General features: G+C 52.8%; 15 protein-coding genes. 3 read left to right on the plus strand and 12 right to left on the minus strand.

Annotated features, from left to right (window positions below; all coding sequences use genetic code 11):
- Positions 1-10: 10 nt before the first annotated feature.
- Positions 11-319 carry a hypothetical protein gene (locus MKY64_RS17330; protein WP_339255093.1) on the plus strand — a complete coding sequence of 103 codons (309 nt, stop codon included), beginning with the start codon at positions 11-13 and terminating at the stop codon, positions 317-319.
- 110 nt (positions 320-429) lie between these two features.
- Here the strand turns inward: MKY64_RS17330 and MKY64_RS17335 are convergent, their stop codons facing one another.
- From MKY64_RS17335 to MKY64_RS17350, 4 genes are all read right to left on the minus strand, one after another.
- A complete protein-coding gene (locus MKY64_RS17335; protein ID WP_340954605.1) occupies positions 430-2,526 on the minus strand; it encodes a glycoside hydrolase family 36 protein in 2,097 nt (698 codons plus the stop codon).
- Between the two features lie 387 nt (positions 2,527-2,913).
- Positions 2,914-4,239, minus strand: a complete 1,326-nt coding sequence (locus MKY64_RS17340) for an ABC transporter substrate-binding protein (protein ID WP_036721520.1) — start codon at positions 4,237-4,239, stop codon at positions 2,914-2,916.
- Positions 4,240-4,361: 122 nt separating this feature from the next.
- The gene (locus MKY64_RS17345; protein WP_036721516.1) at positions 4,362-6,008 is read right to left on the minus strand and encodes a response regulator transcription factor; all 1,647 of its coding nucleotides are present in this window, start codon (positions 6,006-6,008) and stop codon (positions 4,362-4,364) included.
- Positions 6,001-7,863, minus strand: a complete 1,863-nt coding sequence (locus MKY64_RS17350) for a cache domain-containing sensor histidine kinase (RefSeq protein ID WP_340954610.1) — start codon at positions 7,861-7,863, stop codon at positions 6,001-6,003. Before MKY64_RS17350 ends, MKY64_RS17345 begins: the two co-directional genes overlap by 8 nt.
- A 207-nt stretch (positions 7,864-8,070) precedes the next feature.
- Between MKY64_RS17350 and MKY64_RS17355 the strand changes: the two genes are divergently transcribed.
- The gene (locus MKY64_RS17355; RefSeq protein WP_036721513.1) at positions 8,071-8,961 is read left to right on the plus strand and encodes a carbohydrate ABC transporter permease; all 891 of its coding nucleotides are present in this window, start codon (positions 8,071-8,073) and stop codon (positions 8,959-8,961) included.
- The gene (locus MKY64_RS17360; protein ID WP_036721510.1) at positions 8,961-9,797 is read left to right on the plus strand and encodes a carbohydrate ABC transporter permease; all 837 of its coding nucleotides are present in this window, start codon (positions 8,961-8,963) and stop codon (positions 9,795-9,797) included. The genes MKY64_RS17355 and MKY64_RS17360 overlap by 1 nt, the downstream gene beginning before the upstream one ends.
- A gap of 84 nt (positions 9,798-9,881) precedes the next feature.
- Here MKY64_RS17360 and MKY64_RS17365 read toward each other — a convergent pair whose 3' ends face one another.
- From MKY64_RS17365 to MKY64_RS17400, 8 genes are all read right to left on the minus strand, one after another.
- Positions 9,882-10,991: a response regulator gene (locus tag MKY64_RS17365; RefSeq protein ID WP_340954613.1), complete on the minus strand. Its 1,110-nt coding sequence runs from the start codon at positions 10,989-10,991 to the stop codon at positions 9,882-9,884.
- 36 nt (positions 10,992-11,027) lie between these two features.
- Positions 11,028-14,135 carry an ATP-binding protein gene (locus MKY64_RS17370; RefSeq protein ID WP_340954614.1) on the minus strand — a complete coding sequence of 1,036 codons (3,108 nt, stop codon included), beginning with the start codon at positions 14,133-14,135 and terminating at the stop codon, positions 11,028-11,030.
- 129 nt (positions 14,136-14,264) lie between these two features.
- A complete protein-coding gene (locus MKY64_RS17375; RefSeq protein ID WP_340954616.1) occupies positions 14,265-16,619 on the minus strand; it encodes a beta-galactosidase in 2,355 nt (784 codons plus the stop codon).
- Positions 16,620-16,732: 113 nt separating this feature from the next.
- The gene (locus MKY64_RS17380) at positions 16,733-18,307 is read right to left on the minus strand and encodes a DUF3502 domain-containing protein (protein WP_340954618.1); all 1,575 of its coding nucleotides are present in this window, start codon (positions 18,305-18,307) and stop codon (positions 16,733-16,735) included.
- A 67-nt stretch (positions 18,308-18,374) separates the two neighbouring features.
- Complete coding sequence (locus tag MKY64_RS17385) at positions 18,375-19,238, minus strand: carbohydrate ABC transporter permease (RefSeq protein WP_425355110.1); 864 nt, start codon at positions 19,236-19,238, stop codon at positions 18,375-18,377.
- 85 nt (positions 19,239-19,323) lie between these two features.
- Positions 19,324-20,250: an ABC transporter permease gene (locus MKY64_RS17390; RefSeq protein WP_036721498.1), complete on the minus strand. Its 927-nt coding sequence runs from the start codon at positions 20,248-20,250 to the stop codon at positions 19,324-19,326.
- A gap of 192 nt (positions 20,251-20,442) precedes the next feature.
- Complete coding sequence (locus MKY64_RS17395; RefSeq protein WP_340954621.1) at positions 20,443-22,002, minus strand: response regulator; 1,560 nt, start codon at positions 22,000-22,002, stop codon at positions 20,443-20,445.
- 40 nt (positions 22,003-22,042) lie between these two features.
- Entirely contained in the window at positions 22,043-23,764 is a 1,722-nt protein-coding gene (locus MKY64_RS17400; RefSeq protein ID WP_340954623.1) for a sensor histidine kinase, read from the minus strand.
- Positions 23,765-23,802 lie beyond the last annotated feature (38 nt).

A 23,802-nucleotide genomic window follows, 5' to 3' on the forward strand; every position in this document is an offset into this window, starting at 1 on the left:
GGTACACGACATGAAATCTTCTTCTTCTGGTGCAATGCCTATACTGCTGAACTATCTGGCAAAAGGATTCGTCATCCTATTTGCATTGCCCGTACTGGGCGTCTGGGTGGCAGGGAGCCTCATCTGTGCCATCATCGCTCCGATAGCCGGCTTGCTGCGGACCTTCGGAGTCAGTGCCATAGGGATGGGGCTGACCCCATCCTATTCCGTCCCGGTCTTTCTCAGCTTGCCCTTCAGCCTAGTTCTCGCGTTCCTCCTGCTCTTGTCCTTTTATTACACCCGCCGTTTGCTGCTGTTAAGCCTAAGCTTCATCAGGTAGCAGAAAAAGGGGTATTTCAGCAGCCATTCACCGGTGCAGAAATACCCCTTTTTGTATGCAAATCACCCCGTATCAGCTGTTCAGCCTCTTCTAGGTGTATGAAGCTGGCCCTACGAACGAAGCTCGAAGAGCCTCGCAGTCTTGCCGGCGGGCAGCGTAACGCTCAAGCTGCCTTCCGGGGCGTCCCAGCTCCACTGCGCCCCGTGCGCCTCAGGATACGCACACCGGGCCTCCGCCCCGCGGCCCCTTAGCTCAGGTATGGGCAGCGTGACCGCAGCCGCTTCTCCGGCAATCCGCCATACAGCAATATAGCGGATGTCTCCATGACGGAGTCCGAAGCTGACCCATTCCCCTCCACCGTCAGGCATACCGAGCGGCCAGAAGGCGAAGGCTTGCGGAATGCAGGCGCGGATAGACTTGTAATAATCCAGCGCCTCCTTCACCAGCGCCCGGCGTCTTGGCGTTAGCTCGGCCAGATGGCCGCTCTGATGAACGCGAAGCAGCAGCGAGTTAACCATATTGAAAATGACCTCTTCATCGTCGCCTTCGCGCAGCGGATACGACCAGACCGCCGATTGCTCGGGAGTCAGTGCAGCCGGAGAGCCTGCGGCAATGGCAGCATACTTCACATAATCCTCCTGATCACTGGTGGACTGGATGCTGTGGCGGCTGAGCATGGCGTAATCCATCCGCATCCCGCCGCTGGAGCAGTTCTCGATGACGAGCTGCGGATAACGGGCGAAGATGCTGTCCAGCCAGGCCAGATAAGCGCGGTTATGCTGCAATAGACCGTCCCCGAAGCTGTCCGCCCCCGTCTCCGTACCAATGCCTGCATTGATATTATAGTCCATCTTGATATATCCGACGCCGTATTCCTCAACCAGCCGGGCAATCACGCTGTCGGCATGCTTAATGACCGCCGGATTACGGTAATCGAGCTGATAGCGGCTGCGGTCCTTGACCCGCTTGCCATGGCGCATGAAGAACCAGCTGTCGTCGGTCTCCGCAAGCTTCGGACTGTTGATGCCCATCACCTCCAGCTCCAGCCAGAGGCCGGGAATCATCCCCTTGCTGCGGATCACATCCAGCACATACTTGATGCCTTCCGGGAAGCGCTCAGCCGAAGGCTCCCACTCGCCGACCCCGTCCCACCACTCGCCGGGAGCATACCAGCCCGCGTCGATACAGAAGTATTCACAGCCGACCTCGGCAGCGGCATCAATCAGCGGCAGCAGCTTCACCGTTGTCGGGCTTCCCCACAGACAGTTCATGTAGTCGTTGAAAATCACCCGCAGCAGCTCATTATCCTCATTCGGTCTGCGGATCAGCCGCCGGTATGCGGTAAGCTGCTCTGCCGCCTCTCCGAACCCGCCCTCTACTGCACCTGCGGCCACTGGCACGGAGGTGAACGCTTCACCGGGGACGAGCCTCAGCCACCAGTGATTGTCATGCTCCGTAGGCCCGCTGACCAGCAGCGTAAGCTGATCTGCCTGATCCGTCAGCTCCCAGTGCCAGGAGCCGTTATGTTCAATCTGCCAGAACAGGCTGCTTCTGCTCTCCTTGTTGCGCAGCACGGCCATTGGCAACAGCTCAGCCGCCGACCAGGAGCCGGTATTGCTGGCGGCAACCCGCTTCGATCCACGATCGGCGAGATGGGACATGCCCAGCTCGGGCAGGCTGTAGCTTTTCCACTGCAGCTCACTCTGCCACCCGCTGTGAGCAATACTCACTTCGATCTTGTCATTGCGGTCTCCGCTGCCCTCTTTGTCCACTCCAGTGAGTGCGAATGAAGAGATATACTCTACAGCCGCTTCCGCATTGCCTTCATTTCGAACCACTGTCCAGGAACGGACAATCTGCACACCGGTATAGAACTGATAATGCTGTACTGCCTTTACACCCGTCAGCGGGTCAGCCAGTGTAAGCTCCAGCTTCCGTCCCAGCGGATTCACCGTGTCCCTATGCCCGTCATACACCATGCGCAATCCCGGATAAGATGCACGGTGCGTCCGCCCGTGATATTCCGCCCGGTCTTCCCCCGACAGCTGCAGCTCCAGCAGCCGGAAGCTTGCCTTGTGCTGGTCTTCTATGCTTCCTGCTTCCAGCGGCGCTGCGCCAAAATGCAGCAGCCGCACATCCTGCTCCCCAGTAATTTCAATCGTAAGATACAGCCCGTTCTCGGCTATCTCTATGAGCCTGCTGTCCATGTCTAATTTGCCTCCTGACAAATGATGGTGTGGAATTTTGTTCTCTTTGGTGTCTTTGATGTCTCCTGTTTCCCTGCCTCTCCTGGTTATGAGGCCTTCTCTTCTATTCGTAACTCCTAATTTCCCTGCGGTGCTCGTGTAAGTGGCGAAGTAACGGAGGGAGGTTTGGAATTGGAGGAGCCGCAGCGACCGCCTTTATGTTTGGATTTCTACTGCGGCCAGCAGTTTAAATCGGGAAATCCAAACATAACAGCGGCCGGAAATCCAAAGCTCACGCAGTTACGTCCAGCCACTTACACCCCCCACCCTGAAATCTGCGTTACATAAAAAGAAGGCCCCCTCAGTAATAAAGCTTACTTCGGAGGCCGTTAAGGTCAAATCAAAATTTTATTCCGCAGACCCGAATTGAATCCAGGCCTTCTGAATTTCATCCATCGCCTGATCTTTCGTCTTGCTGCCGCCGATATAAGCCTGCATCAGCTCACCGAATTTCTGGTGGAACGTATCCAGAGAGTAGTTCACCGACAGATCGCCGGATTTCTCCGTCTTCAGAATTTCTTCCATTTCCTTAGGCATCTGCAGGTCAGGCATCGGAGCATCCTTGATTGGAGGAATAACCTTGGCTACGTTAGAGAACCAGCTCTTCCCGTAGTCGGAAGTATACAGCCAGTTGAAGAATTCAATCGTCTCTGCCGCTACTGCAGAATCCTTGTTGATCCGCAGTGCCTGATCGGCACCGGTGATAATCTGGGACTGCTCCGGTTTGTCACTGACAGGATACCCGGCGATGCCGAGGTCAAAGTCAGGGGTGATTTTCTTAATCGCTTCTTCATCCCACGCGCCTTTACCGGTCATGAAGGCTGTTTTGCCCAAGGCGAAATCACTGACCTCAGCATTGCTGTCGCGTTCAAGCGGCTTGTCTGTGCCATGCTTAACGGTTGTGTCAATGAAGCTGAAGAAGTTGTCGCTCAGCACCGGATGATCCTTGAAGGTCGTCTTCCCGGCGATGAAGTCCGCTACGAGCGTCTTGGCGTCGGTTCCGGCATCGGTCGCTGCGGCATCTACGAAGTGCTGGAAGATATGCTTCCATACCCACCACTCTTTGTAGGCGTTGGCGAAGGGGGTGATGCCCTTGGCTTCAAGCTTGGTGATTGCATCGTCCATTTCAGCAGTTGTCTTAGGCACTTCAGTGATGCCGGCATCGGCCAGCAGCTTTTTGTTGTACATCAGGACGAACAGGTTACCCTTCACCGGCAGTCCGAGGACTTTGCCATCTGTAGAGCTCATGTTGGAGCGGACTGCATCCGTCATCGCTGCGGCCAGCGGTTCATTGGTAAGATCGGCACTGTATTCGGCAAAAGTATCGATATCCCCGCCCGCCGTGGTCTGGAACACATCCGGTGTGCTGCCGGCGGCAATTTTGGATTTCAGCACCGTATTGTAGTCTGCCTGCATGATTTCCAGATTGATCGTAACATTCGGCTTAACCTTCTTGTATTCCGCAATATAAGCATTGAAGGCATCCGTGTATTCGGGAGAGGCGGTGAACATATTAATCGTGACGGGCTTGGCGGAATCCGTAGGTGTATTGCCTGCACCGGCCGTTCCACCTGTGTTGTTAGCGGTATTATTGGTGCTATTTCCGCCGCAGCCGGCCAGCAGTCCGCCCACCAGCAGCAGACTCGCAGATAATGCCATGAATCGTTTTAACATGATGTTGCCCCCTTTTTCCTTATGCATCTTGTGGTCTTGCTCATCATTCTAAATAAAAAGAAAAAGGATAAGAATGTACATAAGTGAACTGATGAGGGTAAAAAAGTGTCCATGTAACCGTTTCACTTTTCTACCCCTGGCAGCTGCAGCCGGAACTCTGAAGGGGAGCAATCATAGTAATTGCGGAAAGCCTTGCTGAAATAGTTCTTGTCCTTGTATCCCAGCATTTCAGAGATATCCTGAATTTTGAGGGCAGGGTCGCGTAGCAATGCTTTAGCCTTGTCCATCCTTACCTTTTGCACATACTCGTGAATGCCGTAGCCGTATTGTCCCTTGAACAGCTTCATCAGATACTCTCTGCTCAGGAAATATTGTTCCGTGAACATCGATATTTTAATATCCTCGAAATAATGGTTATCAATATACGCCTTGATGTTCTCCAGCACGCTGCTGCGGTCTCCGGCCACTGTCCGGCTGATCTCGCCCGCATAACGGTCGAAGATATCATTAAGCACGCCCGCAAACTGCTCAAAGGAGGAGAAGTCGCTGAGGATGCCCAGAGGTGCCAGGCTGCTGTCCTTCCCGCTGCGGATCTGCGGCGGCATGGCACCCAGCTGGGCAGCAATCTCGCCCAGCAGCAAGAGAAAGCCCTGCAGGGTCCGGTCCGCTTCACCAAGAGTAAAACCTTCCGTCTCCTGGCATTTGCGGATGAATTCGCTGAGGATGCTGCGGGCATGGTTCACATTCCCGCCCTCCAGCGCGCTGCGAATCTGCGGCATCCGCCCGGTCAGGGAGGGAATATCCTTCGCTACGGGATTCATCACGATGCCCTGCACAATCAGACTGCCCCTCAGGCTGAGCAGGTCGATCGTATCTAGTGATGCTTTGGCCTGCTCATAAGAAGCAGCAATGCTGAGCGACTCACTGCAAGGCTCCCCGATTCCGCCTGCACAGATGATCCCGAACAGCTCCTTCAGAGTAGAGGCTGCTTTCTTCATATGGTGCAGCGACAGGAAGGCCGCATCCGCTTCATAACCGCCCTTCATGGTGAAGATGGCAATGAATTCGCGTTCCCCCTTGGGGCTGGCGAAGCTGAATGACTCGAACTGCCCGTCCGTGTTCTCGTTCATTACATTCGTTACGGCGAAATGCAGCAGATCCCGGTCCCCATGGAATCTTTCCTTACGCACCTTCTCCAGATTCAGCATCCGCAGCAGGCCGACAGCGAAGTGGCTGGCCGCCCCGTCCGCCCCGATCAGCGGGAGAAAAGCCTCATTGGACTGGGTCTTGAAGCTCCGGTCAATGATGGACAGATACATCTTCTCCTTCAGCTTCGGCAGCGACATATTGAGTGTAATATTGCGGCTTATGAACTCGCTCTCCCGCTTCTGCTTGGCCTCCAGCACCCCCACCGCCTTGCGCAGTGCATGGTTAAGATCTGTGCGGTTCACCGGCTTCAGCAGGTAATCCACCACCTTCGAGCGGATGGCCTGGCGCGTATACTCGAAATCATTATAGCCGCTGATCACAATCAGCAGCAGGTCCGGGAATTCCTGCTCGGCAATCTGCAGCAGCTCGGCTCCGCTCAGCTCCGGCATTTTCATATCGACCAGCACCAGATCGAACCGCTCACGGCGCAGCAGCTCAAGCCCCGCCTTACCGTCTGTCGCCTCCCGCACCTCGCTGACACCGAGACCCTCCCAATCCCCCAGGATATGAATCGCTTCGCGCAGCGGCTCCTCATCATCAATAATCAGCACTCTATACATGTTGTCCTACTCCTCCCCGCGGCAGCCGCATATCCATTCGTGTTCCCTGCTCCGTGCTATGAATGACCAGACCCGACTCCTCTCCATACAAAAGCTTCAGCCGGGTATTCAGATTCTTCAGCCCGATACTCTCCATACCGTCCTCTTCGGCCGTGTCCGCTACGCGGTCCTCCCACTGCATCTGAAGGGAGCTGAGCACCTGCTCCAGCCGTTCTCCGCTGATGCCCGGCCCATCGTCCAGCACAGAGATGACGCTGTGTGTGCCGGTGATACGCGCCTCAATGGTGATGGTAACCATACTCGATACCTTTTCCAGCGCATGCTTGATGCAGTTCTCCACCAGGGTCTGGATCGACAGCTTGGGAATTCGCAGCTCCATCAGGCTCTCATCCCAGGCGTATACCACCTGCATCCGGTTCCCGAACCGCGCCTTCTGCAGCGCCAGATACCGTTCAATATGCCGCAGCTCCTCCCTTGCCTGCACGACATCCTTGCCGCTAATGCAGTATCGCAGGGTCAGGGCCAGGTTGTCCACCATCTCGACAATATCGTCGTTGTTGTTCTTGAGTGCCTTGGTAGAGATCGCCTGAAGCGCATTGTACAGGAAATGGGGATTAATTTCAGCCTCCAGGGCTTTAAGGACGGCGTTCTTTTCAACAATTTTCATTTTATAGCGTTCATTGATCAGCTCATTCGTCTTCTCGACCATCTTGTTGAAATGGCGCGACAGGTAGGCGATCTCATCCTTGCCTGCAACCGCAGCCTGCGCATCGAAGCTCCCGGTACTGAACCGCTGCATTTGGAGCGACAGATTCTTCAGCGGATGGGTAATCCGGTTCGAGGTGAAGCTGACCAGCACCACAGAGACGATCAGGAACAGCAGGCCAATCGCCACACTTAACGTACGCGTCGTTGTAGCTGCTTCATAGATTTGGGTGTAGGGAATCGGCTTGACGAGCTTCCAGCCTTCCTTTTGGCTGATATCGTAGATTACCAGGTACTTCTGCCCCTTATCAGACCAGGTTACGCGCCCCTTCTGCTCCGGTGTCAGCAGCTTCGCCAGTCCCGCCTCCCTGCTCTCCCGGTAGAATTCCTTATCATCCACCTTGAAGGGCTCGCCGTCCGGGCTGATATACATCAGATGCTCTCCGGTGCTGAACGGGATATCCCGCATAATCTCATCGGTCACGGAGGAATTCAAATATAGCGATAATACCGCCTGCGGCTCGCGTGAGACAATGGAGCGGATCAGCCGGTGGTAGCCCATGAACACCTTATTATGGTTAACGGGGTAATCGGCGCTGTTCACGCTGGCCGGCTGCTCCTCCACGAACGACTGATAGGAACGGTTATACGGACTCTTAAGCGCCCGCTTATACCACGGCAGGTCATCAATAGGCGGGTGCTCGGATACCCGGACGGTGATGTTATAGTTCTCCTTAGTGACATAATAATACTTCTGCTCCTTGATTACATAGAGATAGGCAGCCTCCAGATCATTGCGCGAAAAATACAGATTCCGCAGATAATCCTCCACGTACATCCGGGAGCTGTAGTCTTCCGATTCATGCAAAAGCGCATAATTGAACTCATCGTAGGAGATTTGCGGCAGAGACAATTGCTCAATCCCGCTCAGATAACTCTCCAGATTCCGTCCGACCAGGAGCAGGTTGTTGCTAGTACTGGCAATGCTGTTATCGACCGATTCCCGCTGCAGCATGCTATAGGATATGTAGGTGAGTGAACTGACCACCAGGATGATGATAATCGTAAACAACAGAATCAGCTTGTTAGCCAGGCGGCGGGACACCCGCGCCAGTAAAGGCTCGATCAGCTTAACCCACACTTTTCTCATGATGCTCTCCGCTCTCTCCGCTGCCGGTTTTGGGGACTTTTCCGGCCTCCGCAGTCCGTTCACCTTTTTACCCTTAACTGTACTCTTAAATCCATTTTTGACGATACGGGTCTACTCTATAATACACAATATAGACTAACCGGAATGGTTAAGTGTGGCAAGCCAGGCCTACTACTCCCACCCTATAACTCAAGAAGAGGTGCATCCATGTTAAAAACACTCGGCAAAAGATGGCGCGAGAAATTCGAATTCGGAATCTTCACTCTCCCGGTTCTGATCTGTATCGCTGTAGCCTTCTATATTCCGTTCGCCATGACCATCCGCTATTCGATGACCAAGTGGAACGGGATCTCCAAGCACCCCAAGTTCGTCGGGCTGGATAATTTCAAGCAGATCTTCTCCGGCGATACCAACTTCTCGGATGCTGCCTGGTTCACGATTAAATACGCGGTGCTCTACATTATCATAGTCAACGTGCTGGCGATTCTGCTGGCCGTGCTGCTGGACATGAAGCTGAGAAGCACCTCCTGGCTGAGAGCGGCCTTCTTCATCCCTTATATCCTCAGCCTTGTGATTGTCGGCTTCATCTGGAAATTCATCTTCATGCAGGGCTTCAACTCGCTGGGTGAGAGCACCGGCTGGGCAATCTTCGATCTAAGCTGGCTCGGGACACCGGGACTGGCCTTCATCTCCATCCTGGGCGTATCCATCTGGCAGTCCATCGGGTTCTATCTGGTTATCTACATTGCCGGTCTGCAATCTGTGCCTGAGGATCTCAAGGAAGCCGCTACAGTAGACGGTGCCGGACCGCTGAGACGATTCTTCAGCATTACGCTGCCGCTGCTTGCCCCATCGATCACGATCTCTGTGTTCATGGCGCTCACCAATTCAATCAAGGTATTCGATGTCATCCTGTCGCTGACCGGCGGCGGTCCCGGCGGAACTACCTACAGTATTGCTTATGATATCTACAGGGATACGTTCCAGAACAATCTGTACGGCTACGGCACGGCGAAAGCGCTTATCCTGTTCCTGGCTGTGCTTGTCGTGACGATCATCCAGCTGACAGTCTTCAAACGGAGAGAGGTAGAGGCCTAATGAAAACAAACCACAACAAGGCGGGCAAGATCATACTGGAAATTGTCCTGGTCCTCTTGTCTCTGCTGTTCCTGTATCCACTGTTCCTGACAATCATTAACTCGTTAAAAAGCTTCGGCGAGGTCATGACCGATGTCATCGCCCTCCCGCAGAAGCTGACCTTCAGCAACTATGCCTATGTCTGGGAGTTCATCAACTATCCGCGGCTGTTCCTGAACAACTTCATCATTACGGGTGTCGGCCTGCTCGGTATCGTATTCATCTCCTCCATCGCCGCCTATAAGCTGGCCCGGACCAAGACCAGATGGAGCGGTGTCCTGTATTTCCTGTGCATTATGCCGATGCTGATCCCGTTCCAGTCGATCATGCTGACGGTCCTCCAGACCGCCAAGAACCTCAATCTGTCGGAGAGCACCTGGGGACTGGGTCTCCTATATTGGGGCTTCGGCGCTCCGCTGGCGGTGTTCATCTATCACGGCTTCGTGAAGGGTATCCCGACAGAGATTGACGAGAGTGCGACGATTGACGGCGCTTCCGGCTTCCGCCTGTTCTTCAGCGTGATCTTCCCGCTGCTGAAATCGGTCACCACGACCATCGTCATCATCGATGTCATGTGGATCTGGAATGACTTCCTGCTCCCGCTGCTGATGGTCAACGGTTCACCGGAGACGAAGACGTTAACGCTGGCCGCTTACACCTTCGTGGGCCAGTATACCTCGGACTGGCAGTATGCCATGACCGCTATGGTAATGGCGGTGCTTCCATCAATCGTGGTCTTCATCTTCCTGCAGAAATACATTGTGAAGGGCGTTGTCGCGGGGGCGGTTAAGGGCTGATCCTGTTCTCACTATGCAAAGAGGCGTCCCCATAAGCCGTGTAACGGCTACATGGGACGCCTTTTCTTTTTGTCACGGGATATACTAATGAGCCTGCAGCCATTCATTCTTGATTTCCGGCGGCAGCTCAAGCCCCAGCTCATTTTTACAAGCCGCTTCAAACTGCTCATACCGTCTGTTGATATTCTCTAATGCGCCGCGTCCTCTATACATGCTAATCAGGTGGCGGTTCATTTCCTCCTCCAACGGATACAGCGACAAGTATTGCTCAAGACGTAATTCCGCTGCTGCTCCATTTCCAGCGGTAAGCTCAGCCGCCGCCAATTCCCGGACCATTGCTGTATATTGCTTGAAGAAGGCTTCCTCTAACGGGATCTTCCATAAGTAATTCTTACCCTCCAGCAGCGGCCCCTGATACAGCGAACAGAGCTCTTCGGCTTGCTCTGTGGTCAGTCTGCCCTCACTGTGAACCTGCTGCAGTTGATGATACTGCAGGAGATCATATTGTTTATTTGCCGTATCCAGCCTGTAACCGTCATTAAGCTTCTGTATGCTCATCGGAATTTTGTTCTCTTTCAGGACCTTTTTTAACAGGTACAGGGTATTATGCAGATTGGATAATCCCCGCTCTCCCTTCGCATCCTGCCACAACAAATCAATGAGCTTCCACTTGCTGATATACCGTCCAGGGTGGCAGAGAAGATAAGCGAACAATTCCTCGGTCCGGCGGGTTCGGAAGTGGACCGGAAGTCCCTCCGGATTAAGGACTTCAAATTCACCGAAGCAGCGGACGGAGAAGCTAGACTTGACGGACTCTGCGGGAATGTGGGTTGTCCCGTGCTTGAACAGCCGCCCGGTGACCCGCTGAATCGCTTGCGGCGTGACAGGCTTGAGAATATAATCAAGTGCACTTACTTCGAATGCTTCAAGCGCATAATCCTTATAAGCCGTAGTGAACACTATCTCTGCCTGACCCAGCTGTTCATGGATGTGCACTGCAAGCTGCAGCCCGTTCATCCTCGGCATCTCCACATCAATGAACACGATATCCGGCTGCAGCTCCTGCAGATTCGCCAAGGCCTCTACCGGATTCGTAAAAGCTCCTACAATGCTGTAATTGCTATTTTGGCCAACCAGCACCTTCATTAAATCCAGGATTGGCCGTTCATCCTCAACAATCATCGCCCGAAACATGGAAGACCCCTCCTTCACGCAGAATCATATTTACTCCTACTCCTCAGAAGCCCCTTGCCCGGAGCCGCCGCCGCTGAGCGGCAGATAGATCGTTACCTTCGTACCGCTGTCTGCTTCAGAATGAATGCTTATGCTGGCTCCCGGAATCATATCCAGACGCTTGCGGATATTCTGAATACCAATGCTTCCTTGCAGCTCTCCTTGACTATTCAATGTATATAACAGATCAGCGGGAATGCCTACACCGTCATCTTCGACTATAATCCTCATGTATCCGTCACCAGCCTGAATTCTTAAGGCAACCTTGCCTTGCCCCTCCTTCTCGAACAGTCCATGACGGATGGCATTCTCAATAAATGGCTGGATGCAGAGGGACGGGATATTCACTGCCTTCAGGGAATCATCCACCTGGCTGCTATAGTCGAACCTCTCCCCGAAGCGGGCTTGTTCAATTTCCACATAGGCTTGAATCAGCTCCAGCTCCCGGTACAACGGAATGACAAGTGTGGAGCGGTCCATATCCAGAATAAAGCGCATATATTGGCTGAGCATGGTTAACAGATAAGCTGCCTTGACGCCATCGGTATAACAGAATGAGATAATACTGCTCATCGCATTATACAGGAAATGCGGTTTGATCTGGGCTTGATGGAACGCATGCTCATGCCGGATCGCTTCCTGGATCGACAATTTCATGGCCAGCAGGTTATGAATCCGGGCCATCAGCGTCTCGCTCTCAAAGGGCTTGGTCACAAAATCATTCGCCCCGGCCCGGAAGCCCAGCGCGATATCGGAAGGTGCATCCTTGACTGTGGCGAACAGAATCGGCAGATCAAGTATAGAATGCCGGCTGCGCAGTGATTGGCATAATTCTATCCCCGATGTACCCGGCATCATGATATCCAGAATGACAAGATCCACTTGCTGATATTCCTGCAGTTTGGTCAATGCTTCCTTGGCGGAGAAGGCTACCAGCACATTATAATCATGACGACGTAGAATATTCAGCAGGGTATGGATGTTGGAGGCCTCATCGTCTACAATCAGAATGGTCTGCCCTTCCCGGTCCAGTACATCAAGCACCGTATAATCAACATCGGCATGCAGCGCGTAAGGTTCGGATACGGCAGCCTGCTGATATTCGGGAATAGGGTCTACTAGGGGCAGCGTAAATACCATGCGGGTTCCCTTGCCCTTCTCGGACCAATCCACCCGAATCACACCGCCCATACGCTCCACCAGCTTCCTGCTGATATACAGCCCTACCCCCATTCCGGTATATCCGTCCTGCGGCAGCAGCCTGTCCACCTGCTCGAAATATTCAAAGATCGCCGCATGGTTCTCTTCGGATATCCCTGTTCCGGTGTCCTCCACTTCAATGAAGACCTCACTCCCGGCTACTCTTGCTGTAATCTGAATCGATCCCTGAAGGGTATGCTTAATCGCGTTATGAACCAGGTTATACATCACCTGCCGCAGTCTGCTCTCATCCGCGAGTACCCATGTATCGGCTTCCACCTGGTTGAGCAGCTGCACCTCTTTGCCCGCCAGCTCGAACCGGAGAATATCATATACAATTTGGACAGCCACTCTTAGATCAACAGCGGTCTGGTGTAATCGCAGCTCTCCGTGCCTCAACCGGCTGACATCGATCAGATCCTGGATCAGCATCGACAACTTCGTGGACGTATCCTTAATCAGCCACAGATTCTGCTTCTGGCCTGCATGCAAATTCTCTTCCTGATTCTCCAGTAAAAAAGAGGTCATATTCATTATTCCATGGAGCGGTGTCTTAATCTCATGAGAGGTGTTCATCAGGAATTCATCCTTCAGCTGGTTCGCTGTCCATAGCTTACGGGATAGAATCTCTGTTTTGGCATACGCATTCGAGAACCTTACGGCCAGCAGGATATTAATGAGCACAATAAATGCAATAACTCCGCATCTTCCTGTAAAATTGCTCTGCACAATATTCTCGGAATAAAGGCCGTCATTCATCAGATAGATTATCAGCGAGATGGCACCGCCAATGAACAGCATCAGCTCCGCACGGTCTGCCACCTGACTCTGCCTGCGGATATACAAATAGACCATTCTCGCTACAATGCCGAGCATAACGATCCAGAGATAGAATATAAAGAAATATTTCACTCGAATATGCACCGCGTACGGCAAAAGCACAACCATAACAAGATAGGCCATAAACGGGGTAAGAATCAGCTTCAGCCTGCGCAGCGACATCAGGTGCGACTCTACGGTACAAAAGAACACAATAATCAGTATCGCGCTAAGAAAGTGGCTGACATCCAGCAGCTTATACGAAAAATCAAAGGGGACCGACGGCAGGAGACGCTGAAACATCTTTTCCCCGTACAAGGAGTTCTGCAAGGCCAGAAACAATAAGAAAAATCCGCTAAGCAAATACTCCTTCTCATGGCGGCCAATAAAATAGAAGCTGAGGTGATAGGCACCGAACATGGCCAAGATCAAAATGATTCCGATATCCGCACCGATCTGTATCATGTTGCGCCGGGTGATGTCCTCTTGTGCTCCAAGCGTGAGGGAGTTCACAATTCCTCCGGTGACAAAATTATAGTTAGAGACTTGGATCACAATCTCGAGCCTGCGGGCATCCGGATGAAAAAATATCGAATACGGTGTGTTTCCGGGTTGAAACGCGCCTTTGTCCGTGGAAGGAAGCCCGCTGGCCCCCTCCTCCTGTCCACCAATAAACAGACGGTGGGCCATGCGGATGCTTCTTATTTTCAAGCCGAGTATTTCATCGGTATCCTTCAATAATACCTGCAAACGGTAGGTGCCTGAACCCCTGCTGCTCATCCCGCCAGCGGGATTCTTGCCGCGCCAGGTACCGGGAACCTTCAAATAGGCAGGCGGAGAATCATACCGGCCTTGCCGGAAATCCTCAGGGCTCAGCAGCTCATCCTGGTAAAACTCCCACTCACCATCCAAATTCACGACTCCCTGCTGCTCAAGATTCCATGAGGACAGATCCAGTACTCCCTTCTCCACGCTTACCTCATTTTGAGGAGGCCGGGTCAGTGAGAAGATCATGAAGATCAAAGAAAAGATAATACAGAAGAATATGCCGATTCCCGCAAGTCTGCGGATATTTACCTTTCTCACAAACAGCCTCCAGTTCAAATCATCGATGTTCTCATTCTAACTTAATGCACTTATAAAAATCTCACAAAATACTTAAACAGAAAAAAGCACCATCCAGCGGAGCTTCCTGGACAGTGCTTCCTTCTTGCATTATCTTGTTAGTCCGATCCGGTACACCTTTGTTGCGGTCACACTATGGAACACGGCAACGGCTTCGCCCTCGAATACCTTCTCCACAGCCATGGCTGCATCGTCGGCCAGCTTAACAGCACCTGTCCGGCGAGGTGTCGTTTCCAGAACGATCTCGCCCCGGCGCAGTACCTCCCGGAACCGGGATAGCCCGATCTCCCACGGCAGGCCGTTATAGAAATGGTCGTGGAACAGCTGCCCGGCAGCGAAGGCATAGCCCACATTGCCTGTATAATCAATGCTCAGCAGGACTTCTTCCGAACCCTCCAGGACTTCTTCGGGCAACTGGAGGACAACCTTGTGATCCTGAATCCGGCGCATCGGAATCGTGATTTCCTTCTGCGGTACCTGTACCTCGTAAGCCTGGAACCAGCCATCCTGTCGTCCGCTGACCGTTGCATCCGCCTGTGCGGTATTCCACTGCGTTGCCGCCTCAGTTCCGCCCGTGTATTCACGGAATGTGAATGCATGATGCCCCTGGCTGATGAATTCAATTCCGCCCGGGGTCTGAACCGGAGGAACCGGTGAGAAGATGATGCGGATGCGGCCGTTCTCCTCAAGCTCCCACAGAGCCGCAGCTTCACGAGCGCTCATGGCATAGATACGGACTTCTCTGGCTCCGTCCCGCCGGATCACAATCATAGAAGATTGGTGATGCGGAATCAGCACATTATAGCCGCCATTCTCTGCTACGTCTCCGGTCTCCGCGCTCACCTCCAGAATACCGGCATCCGCGTCAATCTGAAACTCAGCGTCGATGCCCTCCGGCATAGAGAAGAAGTAGGTGGCTGCTTCCTCCGTTTCAATAGCCGTTACAGGCTGGGCCGTGGCAGCCTTCAGATTAAGACCATCCAGCGCGAAGTTGAACGGCAGCAGGAAGGAAGCCTTGGGCTGAACCGTCAGCTTGCTCCGCTGCGGGAAGCTTAGCGTCTCCTCTCCCAGTTCTACCGCAAACACAACCTCCTCGTGCGTATCCATCTCCACATGGTCCTGATAATTATTGACGAACAGGAAGCCGGACTTGCCGTCCGTGCGGACTGCATAACGCAGCGTGTGCGCATCCTCCGGCGTAACTGCTTCTGCCCCTTCAGGAAGCACAGTTGCCATCGGTGCAAGCCGGTCTGCGAACCGGCGCAGGAAATAATGAAGCGGACGAAGCAGGTGATTCGACTCACGGATCTGGCCGAATTCCCCGATTGGCGCCTGGAAGTCATAGGTCAGCTTCGGCGTAGTGCTCTCATTCAGGTATCCCGTTCTTCCCACCGGATTGGTTCCGCCATGGAACATATAATACCCGATGAAGTTGCAGCCTCCGGCAAGCTTCATTAAGGTCATGGCGATGACACTTTCCGGTTCCACCTGGAATCGGGACAGATACCAGGTCTGCATCCCGCCGCCCATCTCACAGCAAGCGAACGGGTATTTCGTCCGCGCATACGGCGGATTGAATTCGCCGCCCGGCGCCTTGTCATCATGGAAATTCACGAATACGTATTCCGGCGTCGGCTTCTGAACCTGATTCGGGTCACTGATGCTCCACGGAGTATAGGCATACCCTCCGTAGAGCGGAAGCACCTCATCCTCCAGGAACGGCGCCTCGCCCCAGCCGGTGCTGGTATAGATCGGAGCGATCAGACCGGAATCCACTGCATACTGCTTAAGCAGACGCATATGCTCAGATCCCGCTTCACCGCTCGCTCCGCCGCTGAGATATTCGTCACCCTGCTTGGCGGTCTCTTCCCAGAGAGCGGCCGCAGCATTCAGCTCATTCTCCAGCTGAATCCCGATCACCGGGCCGCCATCCTTGAACATCTGTCCATCGGCCTGATTGCCGATCTCCTTGAACAGACGGTTCACATACTTCAGGTAGCCCTCGTCATTGGAGCGTACATCGAATTCCCGGCCGAACAGCCAGTCCGGCAGTCCGCCGTTGCGGACCTCGCCATGACAGAATGGACCGACACGCAGAATGACGTATAGGCCATTATCCCGGCACAGCTCCACGAATCTCCGGAGATTGCGGTTGCCTGCCCATTCGAACGCTCCTTCCACCTCTTCATGATGATTCCAGAAGATATAGGTCGCCACCACGTTGATGCCGGACAGCTTCATCTTGGCGATTTCACTCCCCCAATCCGCTTCGGGATACCGTGAATAATGGAATTCCCCGCAGATGGCGAAATAAGGCTTGCCGCTGCGCTCCATATAATAATTCGTGAACCGGATCTCATCCCCTTGAGGATTGCTCCCGCCCAGCTTCAGTGTGGACGGGTAGATTTTTTTGGGAGACACCCCAGCCTGTATCGTATATCTCATGAGAATTGCTCCTTTGCCATATTGTATGATCCTTGTACAACCTATACATTCTTATATTTTCATAAAAACTGCCCCAAAGCTATTGCTTTGGAGCAGCCCGTAAGCTTATTCTGTTATTTCTGCGCTGCGAGGAACGCATCGATCTGTGTCTGCATTTCAGTCTGCACCTTATCCAGACCTGCTGATTTCAGCTGCTTGATCAGGTCTGCCTGGCCTTTCGCCAGATCTTCGATCAAGCCATATTCAAGCGGAATCGCATAACGCAGCATCACGTTGCCGATATTAGCCACTTCGTTCTTCACTGGCGTAGTGTCGAAGACGAAGGTTTCCAGCGGGAAGTGATAGATGCTGGACTGCCAAGTGTTGAACATATCGTCCGCTTCCTTAGGATACGCTGCATCCTGACGGTTCAGCGGGGAGTTCCAGCCCCAGTTCGAGAAGCCTGTGTAGTTAGCGGCAGCAGGACCGGCGGTGAACTTCTTGTCGCCTTCCGGGTTGTAGTTGCTTCCGGCGATACCGTACATAGTCAAGTCGTGAATTTCCTTATCATTCTGCAGTAAATCCAGCAGCATCAGTGCGCGCTCAGGATTCTTGGAGGTTGCATGCACGGACATCCCGTTCTGCGTTGAGATCGCAGCAATTTTCTTTTTGTCCGGGGTAAGGTCAGCAATGCCCAGCTCTACATCCGGTTTGTCACGGCGCATTTCAGCCAGGTTAGCAGCTACAGTACCCAGATTGTGCGCATAAGAGGATACTTTGCCTGCTTTCACATCCTGCCATACATCGTTTTTGTTGCTGACTACGTTCTTGGACCACGCGCCGTTATCGGCCAGGTCTTTGTAATATTTAAGCAGGGAAGTGAATTCCGGTGTGTCATAGATGTTGAAGACTTTACCGGTTGCATCATCCAGCTTGTACGCCAGCGGCAGCAGGCTTGCATCTACCAGGTTGAAGTTGTTGTTCTGCTCCAGCAGCGTCTGATCCAGCTCATGGAATTTCCAGCCGTCTGCAGGCTTGGCACCGAATGCGGTGATGCCTTTCTCATCTTTGGCAATGGCCTTCAGATAAGTAGCATATGATTCAGCACTGTTGATTTCAGGCAGATTGTGTTTTTTGCGCAGATCCTCACGGTACAGCACCACTTTGTCGGTTACTTCAACATTGTTGTTAGGAACCATATAGAGCTTGCCGTCCACCTTGGCTTGCTGCCAGTTCACTTTCGGCATCGCTTCCCAAGTCTGTGGCATGTATTTGGTCAGCATATCATCCGTTAGCTCCAGGAATCCGCCTTTCAGCGCCTGGTCGTTATAGAAGGCCCAGTTCGCTGTATATACGAGATCGAAGTCTTCATTTGCTGCGAATTTCAGCGGGTATTTCTGGGTCCAGTCAGACCAGTCGAGGAATTCGGTTTCTACGGTAGCATTGATTTTTTCCTTGAGCTTGGTGTTCAGCTCTCCGAAGACCTTGTCGTAATCCCCAGGCTGTGGCCCGAGCAGAATCATTTTGAGCTTCACTTCTTTGGAGGTGTCCGGAGCACCGGAATTTGTTGCTCCTTCCGATGTCGCCGGAGCCTTCGTAGCCTCCGCTCCTGTATTACCATTATTATTGCCGCCGCAGGCACTGAGGACCGTTCCAAGCGCCATCATCGTTGCAAGCGTAACTGTCAGTTTCTTTTTCTTGTTCATCATGACCTGTATTTCCCCCTTAAATAATAGTTGCTTTAAGTCTTATATTGATAACCAGGTTGCCCTGTAATCATCCTTTGACTGCGCCAATCGTAAGTCCTGTTACAAAATACTTCTGGATGAACGGATACGCCAGCAGGATCGGTCCTGTAGCCACAATCGTCATGGCCATCTTCAGACTTTCGGTTGGCAGGTCTGTGTTGACCACCGCACCGGAAGCCATCATCGCCTTACGCATTCCATCCATGTTGCCTAACATTTTGTAGAGATAATACTGCAGCGGCATCAGCTCCGACTTGGAGATGAAGAGCAATGCGTTATACCAGTCATTCCAGTAGGCCAAGGCAATGAAGAGGCCAATGGTAGCCAGCGCCGGCTTGGACAACGGCACGATCAGCTGCATGAAGATCCGGAAATCGCCGGCTCCGTCAATTTTGGCGGATTCTGTAATCGCATCCGGGATGCTGCTCATGAAGGACTTCATGACAATAATATAGAAGACGTTCATCATCATCGGCAGAATCAGTACCAGAAGCGTATCCTTCAGATGCAGATAGTTGATGATCATCAGATACCATGGAACCAGACCGCCGCTGAACAATGTAGTGAAGAAGAAGAAGAAGGAGAAGCGGCTGCGCCATTTGAAATCTCTCCGGGACAGCACGTAGGCCGTCATTGACGTCAGGAACAATCCGACGATAGTACCGATAGCTGTAACGGAGATCGTCACGCCATACGCTCTGAGCATCTCAGCCGGATACTTGAACAGCAGGCTGTACGCCTCCGTCGAGAAGGCGGTCGGGAAGATCTGGAACCCTTTCTCGATAATCGCGCTCTCTTCACTCAGAGAGGAAGAGATGACCAGAATGAACGGGAAGATACAGAATATGGCCAGTACCGTTAGGGTTACGTATCCGATGATGGATAGCACCATCTTGTCCCGGTTAGCAGGCTTTCTGCGTACTTCCGGTGATTGAATATTTGCAGTGGTTGAACTCATTGGGCATTACCTCCTTGTCCTAGAATAGAGCGCGATCCTTGTCGTATCGGCGTACTGCATAGTTGGCCAGCATGATGGTTGCGAAGCCGAGCAGGGATTGGTAGAAGCCGGCTGCCGCAGACATCCCGATTTCATTGGATGTGGTCAGCGAGCGGAAGACGAAGGTGTCGATTACGTCTGTGGATGAGAACAGCAGGCCGTTGTTGCCGACCATATTGTAGAACATCCCGAAGTCTCCGCGGAAGATATTACCGATCGCCAGCAGCACCAGAATGATGACAGTCGGCATCAGGTTAGGAATCGTAATTTTCATAATCCGCTGGAAAATATTCGCGCCGTCAATTTCGGCGGCTTCGTACATCTCGGTGTCTATGCTGGTGATGGCGGCCAGATACATGATCGTTCCGTATCCCAGTGTCTTCCAGGCGGAGACAATGACCAGGATAAACGGCCAGTAGGCTGCCGTATTATAGATATCCACCGGCTGCATACCGAGTCCCTTCAGCAATACGTTAACGGTACCTACATCGAAGTTGAACAGGTTGTACGCAATGGCTCCAACTACAACCCAGGAGATGAAATAAGGCAGGAACAATACCGTTTGGGTCAGCTTGCGGAACCATTTGCCCGCTACCTCGAACAGCAGGATCGCTGCGAAGATCTGAAGCCCGTTGTTCACAACGATGAATGCGATGTTATATAACGCTGTATTTCGGGTTACGCGCCAGGCGTCACCGGAATCAATGAAGAATTTGAAGTTATCCAGTCCGTTCCACGGACTGCCGAATACCCCGCCAGTATAATCAAATTGCTTGAATGCCAGCACTATGCCCGACATGGGCAGATAAGCAAATAGCAGAAAGAACAATACTGCCGGTGTCAGCATAAGAAGCAAGGATCTGTATTTCTTGACGTCATCCCAGAATCCGTGTTGTTTCTGTTTCATCTTGAATCCCCTTTCCCATTCCCATTTCTCTATAGCCTTATTATAAATAAGCGTCCTTCCGGTGTGGATTAGGGCTATCAACTAAAAGTAATACTTTTTCAACGATCCGTTTAAATATATACTTTCCAAAAAAACAAAAAACGTTGCCTCTGATTTGGAAATCAGGACTGGCAACGTTTGGTAATCATCAGCTTAGATTTTCTGCTTCTTGCGGTATTCCCCCGGCGTCATGCCGGTGATCTGCTTGAACTGCCGGTTGAAATAGATAATATTCTTATAGCCCATCCGTTCGGCTATCTCATAGATCTTAAGCGTCGGATCACTGAGCAGCTCGAACACTCTGCCTGTCTTGCGTTCGTTAACATACTCGCTGAAGGGAACCCCATACTCTTCCTTGAACAGGAAGCCCAGATAATTCGGGGTGAAGTCGAAGTGGGCGGCTACCTCCTTCAGCGTGATCTTCTTCTCCAGATTCTCCTCCACATAATTCATAATCTCGTCGATCAGCTTGCGCTTCTGCCGCTGCCGCTTCACATACAGCAGCTCCGACAGCTCGAAGAATCTCCGTCTCATCCACGACAGGATATCGTGAATCGTCTCGAACTGGAACAGGATGTCCGGCTGATGAGACTCCCACTGGAGCAGCTCATACAGATTCTCATTCTGCTGCTGCAGGTCCGCATGCAGCTTAGAGGTGATCCGGATAATCAGCTCATAGACATCCTTCTTGCCCGCATTCGTGAACAGCTCCAGCAGATGATCGTCAATCGCCACCAGATCGTACTGGATGATAGCCTCCAGCAGTTGCACAACGGTCTGTTCAATCCTTGCCCCCGGCGTCCCGCGCGGGGAGGACTCCAGATTATCGCGGATCAGCCGGTTCTTGCCCAGCAGCCACTTCGCACTGAGTGCAGCCGTTGCCTGCTGGTAGGATTCATGCAGCCCCGCCTCATCCTGGGCGTAACGTCCGACCCCGATGGTTAAGGTGCAGGGTGAGCTCCCGGCCATCTGCTTAATCAGCTCATCCAGCAGACTGAGGAAGCTGTCCTGCGGAAGGCTGCACAGAATGACGAACCGGTGATGATGTACAGGAATCAGCGTTCCCAGCTGGGCGCTCTCTACGAACGCTCTGATTAGTCCGGCCATCTGCCGCGTCTTGACCCGCGCATCCTCCTCGGACAGGTCGCGCATTTTCCATTCCAGATCATCAATCTCAATAATCGCTGCAGCCGCCCCCTTCATGAGCAGCGGATTCAGGGCACTGCGCAGATGCTGCTCCGCCGGCTCAGGCGATGCATCCTCGAACCAGCGCAGAATCAGCTCCTTGTTCACCAGGGACAGCGCCTCGGTAAATGAACGGTTCTTCTCCCGTTCCTGCTCCAGAGCGGCAGACAGGGATTCGAGCATGTCGTAGAGATCCTTGTCTTCCACAGGCTTCAATAAATAACCGGAGGCATTGATCTCAATCGCTTCCTTGGCATAGCTGAAATCCTCATGGCCGCTGATGAAGACAATTTTGACCTTCGGATGGATGACCTTGGCCCGGCGTGCGAATTCCGTTCCCGTCATAATGGGCATCCGTATATCGGACAGGATGATATCCACCCGCTCCTGCTCCATAATCTTAAGCGCATTGAAGCCGCTGTTCGCCGTTCCTACCACTGCAAGATCCAGCGGGCTGGCCAGTACTCTGCGCCGCAGCCATTCCAGATCAATCGCTTCATCGTCAACCAGCAATACATTGATACTCATCGCAATCTTGTCCTCCTGTATGTGTAACTGACCCTAAGTCTTACAGCTCCTCATCATCCTGAAGCCCGGCAGGGAGCAGCAGCCGCACAGTTGTTCCGCCTCCGTAGAAGCTGGCAATCGTCACTCCGTACGCATCGCCGTACCTGAGCTTAATCCGCTCATCCACATTTTTCACACCGTACCCGCCTGACTGGCTCGGCCCCTGCATCATACGCTTGACTACCTCGGGGCGCATGCCGATCCCGTTATCGATTACCTTAAGTTCAATATTGTCCCCTACCCGCTTGCCGGTCAGCCGGATGGCAATGGTCTCACCGAACCAGGCGTGCTTGAATATATTCTCCACAAAAGGCTGAAGCAGCAGCTTAATCACCTGCATATGCAAAATCTCCTCGTCCACATCCACGTGCAGCGTGAAGGCATCCGCATATTTGACCCGCTGGATCTCCAAGTAAGTAGCCACCTGGTCCAGCTCCTTCTCCAGCTCAATATAGACATTGCCCTGATTGAGGGTCAGCCGGTAGAACCGGGACAGCCCCTGAACCATCTCCGTGACTTTGCCGATCTCCCCGAGATTAGCAAGGCTACTGATCGTAGAGAGCGTATTATAGAGAAAATGCGGATTAATCTGTGCCTGCAGGGCTTCCAGCTCCGCCTGCTTCTTCTGGATTCCCTGCACATACACGCTGTTGATCAGCCCCTGGATGTTGGAGGCCATATCATTGAAGGAATCCGCGATCTGCACGAATTCATCATTACCGGAGAAGCGGATGCGCTTCTGAAAGTTCCCGTCCTGGAAGGAGCGTACCAGGCCTACGATCCGGCTCATTTTGCGTCCCGATATCCGTGCTACCACATACCCGATCAGGGTCATAACCAGGAAGCTCAGACTGCAGACTGCGATAATCACACGGCGCAGGCGTCCGGCATCCTGAGTGAGATATTTATGCGGAACCATCGCTTCAATCATGAAGTTACTGCCCGGAATCTGCTCCTGCAGCCTGAGGAATCTTCCCTCCCCGCTGCTATTATTGGCAGGACCCCGCTGGAACAGAACGTCCCCGGTGGTCTCCTCCACCAGCCGCAGCGTAATTCCTTCCTCCAGAGGGAAGGTGTCGAAGCCGCCGAACAGGTCCTCCAGCGATACCGTAATCCGCACATAACCGATCAGAGATTTGTAATCACTGAAGTTGACGAGTCTGCGTACATGCGAGAGGTTGCCCAGCTTCTGGTCCGTATCAATCTGCAGCCACAAATTATCACGCTTGGAATCCTTCAGCGAGCGATACCATGGACTGCCTGTAATATCGTCCAGCGGCAGAATGTAGTAATCGCTGGTAATAATCGGATCATCCAGATTATCCCCGGACACAATGTTCAGATCTGGGTTCGGGGTGTAGAGCATGAAGCGGGTCTTGTTCCCGAACAGCTGCAGCGGCGCGGTAATCTGGGGGATAATCTCGTCAAGCATCGTCAGATAGATCTCAAACGGCGTCCCCTTCAGCTCAAGCGCACGCTGGAACGGCTGGCTGCCGAACAGGTTGTCCGACATCCGCTGTATTTCATCCATCTGATAGCGGATATTGTTCCTCGACTGCTCCATACCTGTGCGGATGTTGGACTCGGCCATCTCTGTCCTGGAATCGGTCAGCATGGAATAGGAGATATAGCCGATGAACACATCCGTGAGGAGAACCAGCAGCAGATAAGGAATCATCATTTTATAGGTGAAAGGCATGTACTTCTTAAGCTTGGGCATCATTCACTGACATCCTCTGCATGGAATTCGTTACAGCTATT

Source organism: Paenibacillus sp. FSL R7-0210 (assembly GCF_038009085.1).
GTDB lineage: Bacteria > Bacillota > Bacilli > Paenibacillales > Paenibacillaceae > Paenibacillus_AQ > Paenibacillus_AQ silagei.

Excerpts from the sequence above, each read along its gene's own strand:
- MKY64_RS17365 (WP_340954613.1), bottom strand. The coding sequence starts at position 10,991 with ATGTTTCGGGCGATGATTGTTGAGGATGAACGGCCAATCCTGGATTTA.
- MKY64_RS17375 (WP_340954616.1), bottom strand. The coding sequence starts at position 16,619 with ATGAGATATACGATACAGGCTGGGGTGTCTCCCAAAAAAATCTACCCG.
- MKY64_RS17345 (WP_036721516.1), bottom strand. The coding sequence starts at position 6,008 with ATGTATAGAGTGCTGATTATTGATGATGAGGAGCCGCTGCGCGAAGCG.
- MKY64_RS17360 (WP_036721510.1), top strand. The coding sequence starts at position 8,961 with ATGAAAACAAACCACAACAAGGCGGGCAAGATCATACTGGAAATTGTC.
- MKY64_RS17355 (WP_036721513.1), top strand. The coding sequence starts at position 8,071 with ATGTTAAAAACACTCGGCAAAAGATGGCGCGAGAAATTCGAATTCGGA.
- MKY64_RS17330 (WP_339255093.1), top strand. The coding sequence starts at position 11 with ATGAAATCTTCTTCTTCTGGTGCAATGCCTATACTGCTGAACTATCTG.
- MKY64_RS17335 (WP_340954605.1), bottom strand. The coding sequence starts at position 2,526 with ATGGACAGCAGGCTCATAGAGATAGCCGAGAACGGGCTGTATCTTACG.
- MKY64_RS17400 (WP_340954623.1), bottom strand. The coding sequence starts at position 23,764 with ATGATGCCCAAGCTTAAGAAGTACATGCCTTTCACCTATAAAATGATG.
- MKY64_RS17340 (WP_036721520.1), bottom strand. The coding sequence starts at position 4,239 with ATGTTAAAACGATTCATGGCATTATCTGCGAGTCTGCTGCTGGTGGGC.
- MKY64_RS17395 (WP_340954621.1), bottom strand. The coding sequence starts at position 22,002 with ATGAGTATCAATGTATTGCTGGTTGACGATGAAGCGATTGATCTGGAA.
- MKY64_RS17380 (WP_340954618.1), bottom strand. The coding sequence starts at position 18,307 with ATGATGAACAAGAAAAAGAAACTGACAGTTACGCTTGCAACGATGATG.
- MKY64_RS17385 (WP_425355110.1), bottom strand. The coding sequence starts at position 19,238 with ATGGTGCTATCCATCATCGGATACGTAACCCTAACGGTACTGGCCATA.
- MKY64_RS17350 (WP_340954610.1), bottom strand. The coding sequence starts at position 7,863 with ATGAGAAAAGTGTGGGTTAAGCTGATCGAGCCTTTACTGGCGCGGGTG.
- MKY64_RS17390 (WP_036721498.1), bottom strand. The coding sequence starts at position 20,250 with ATGAAACAGAAACAACACGGATTCTGGGATGACGTCAAGAAATACAGA.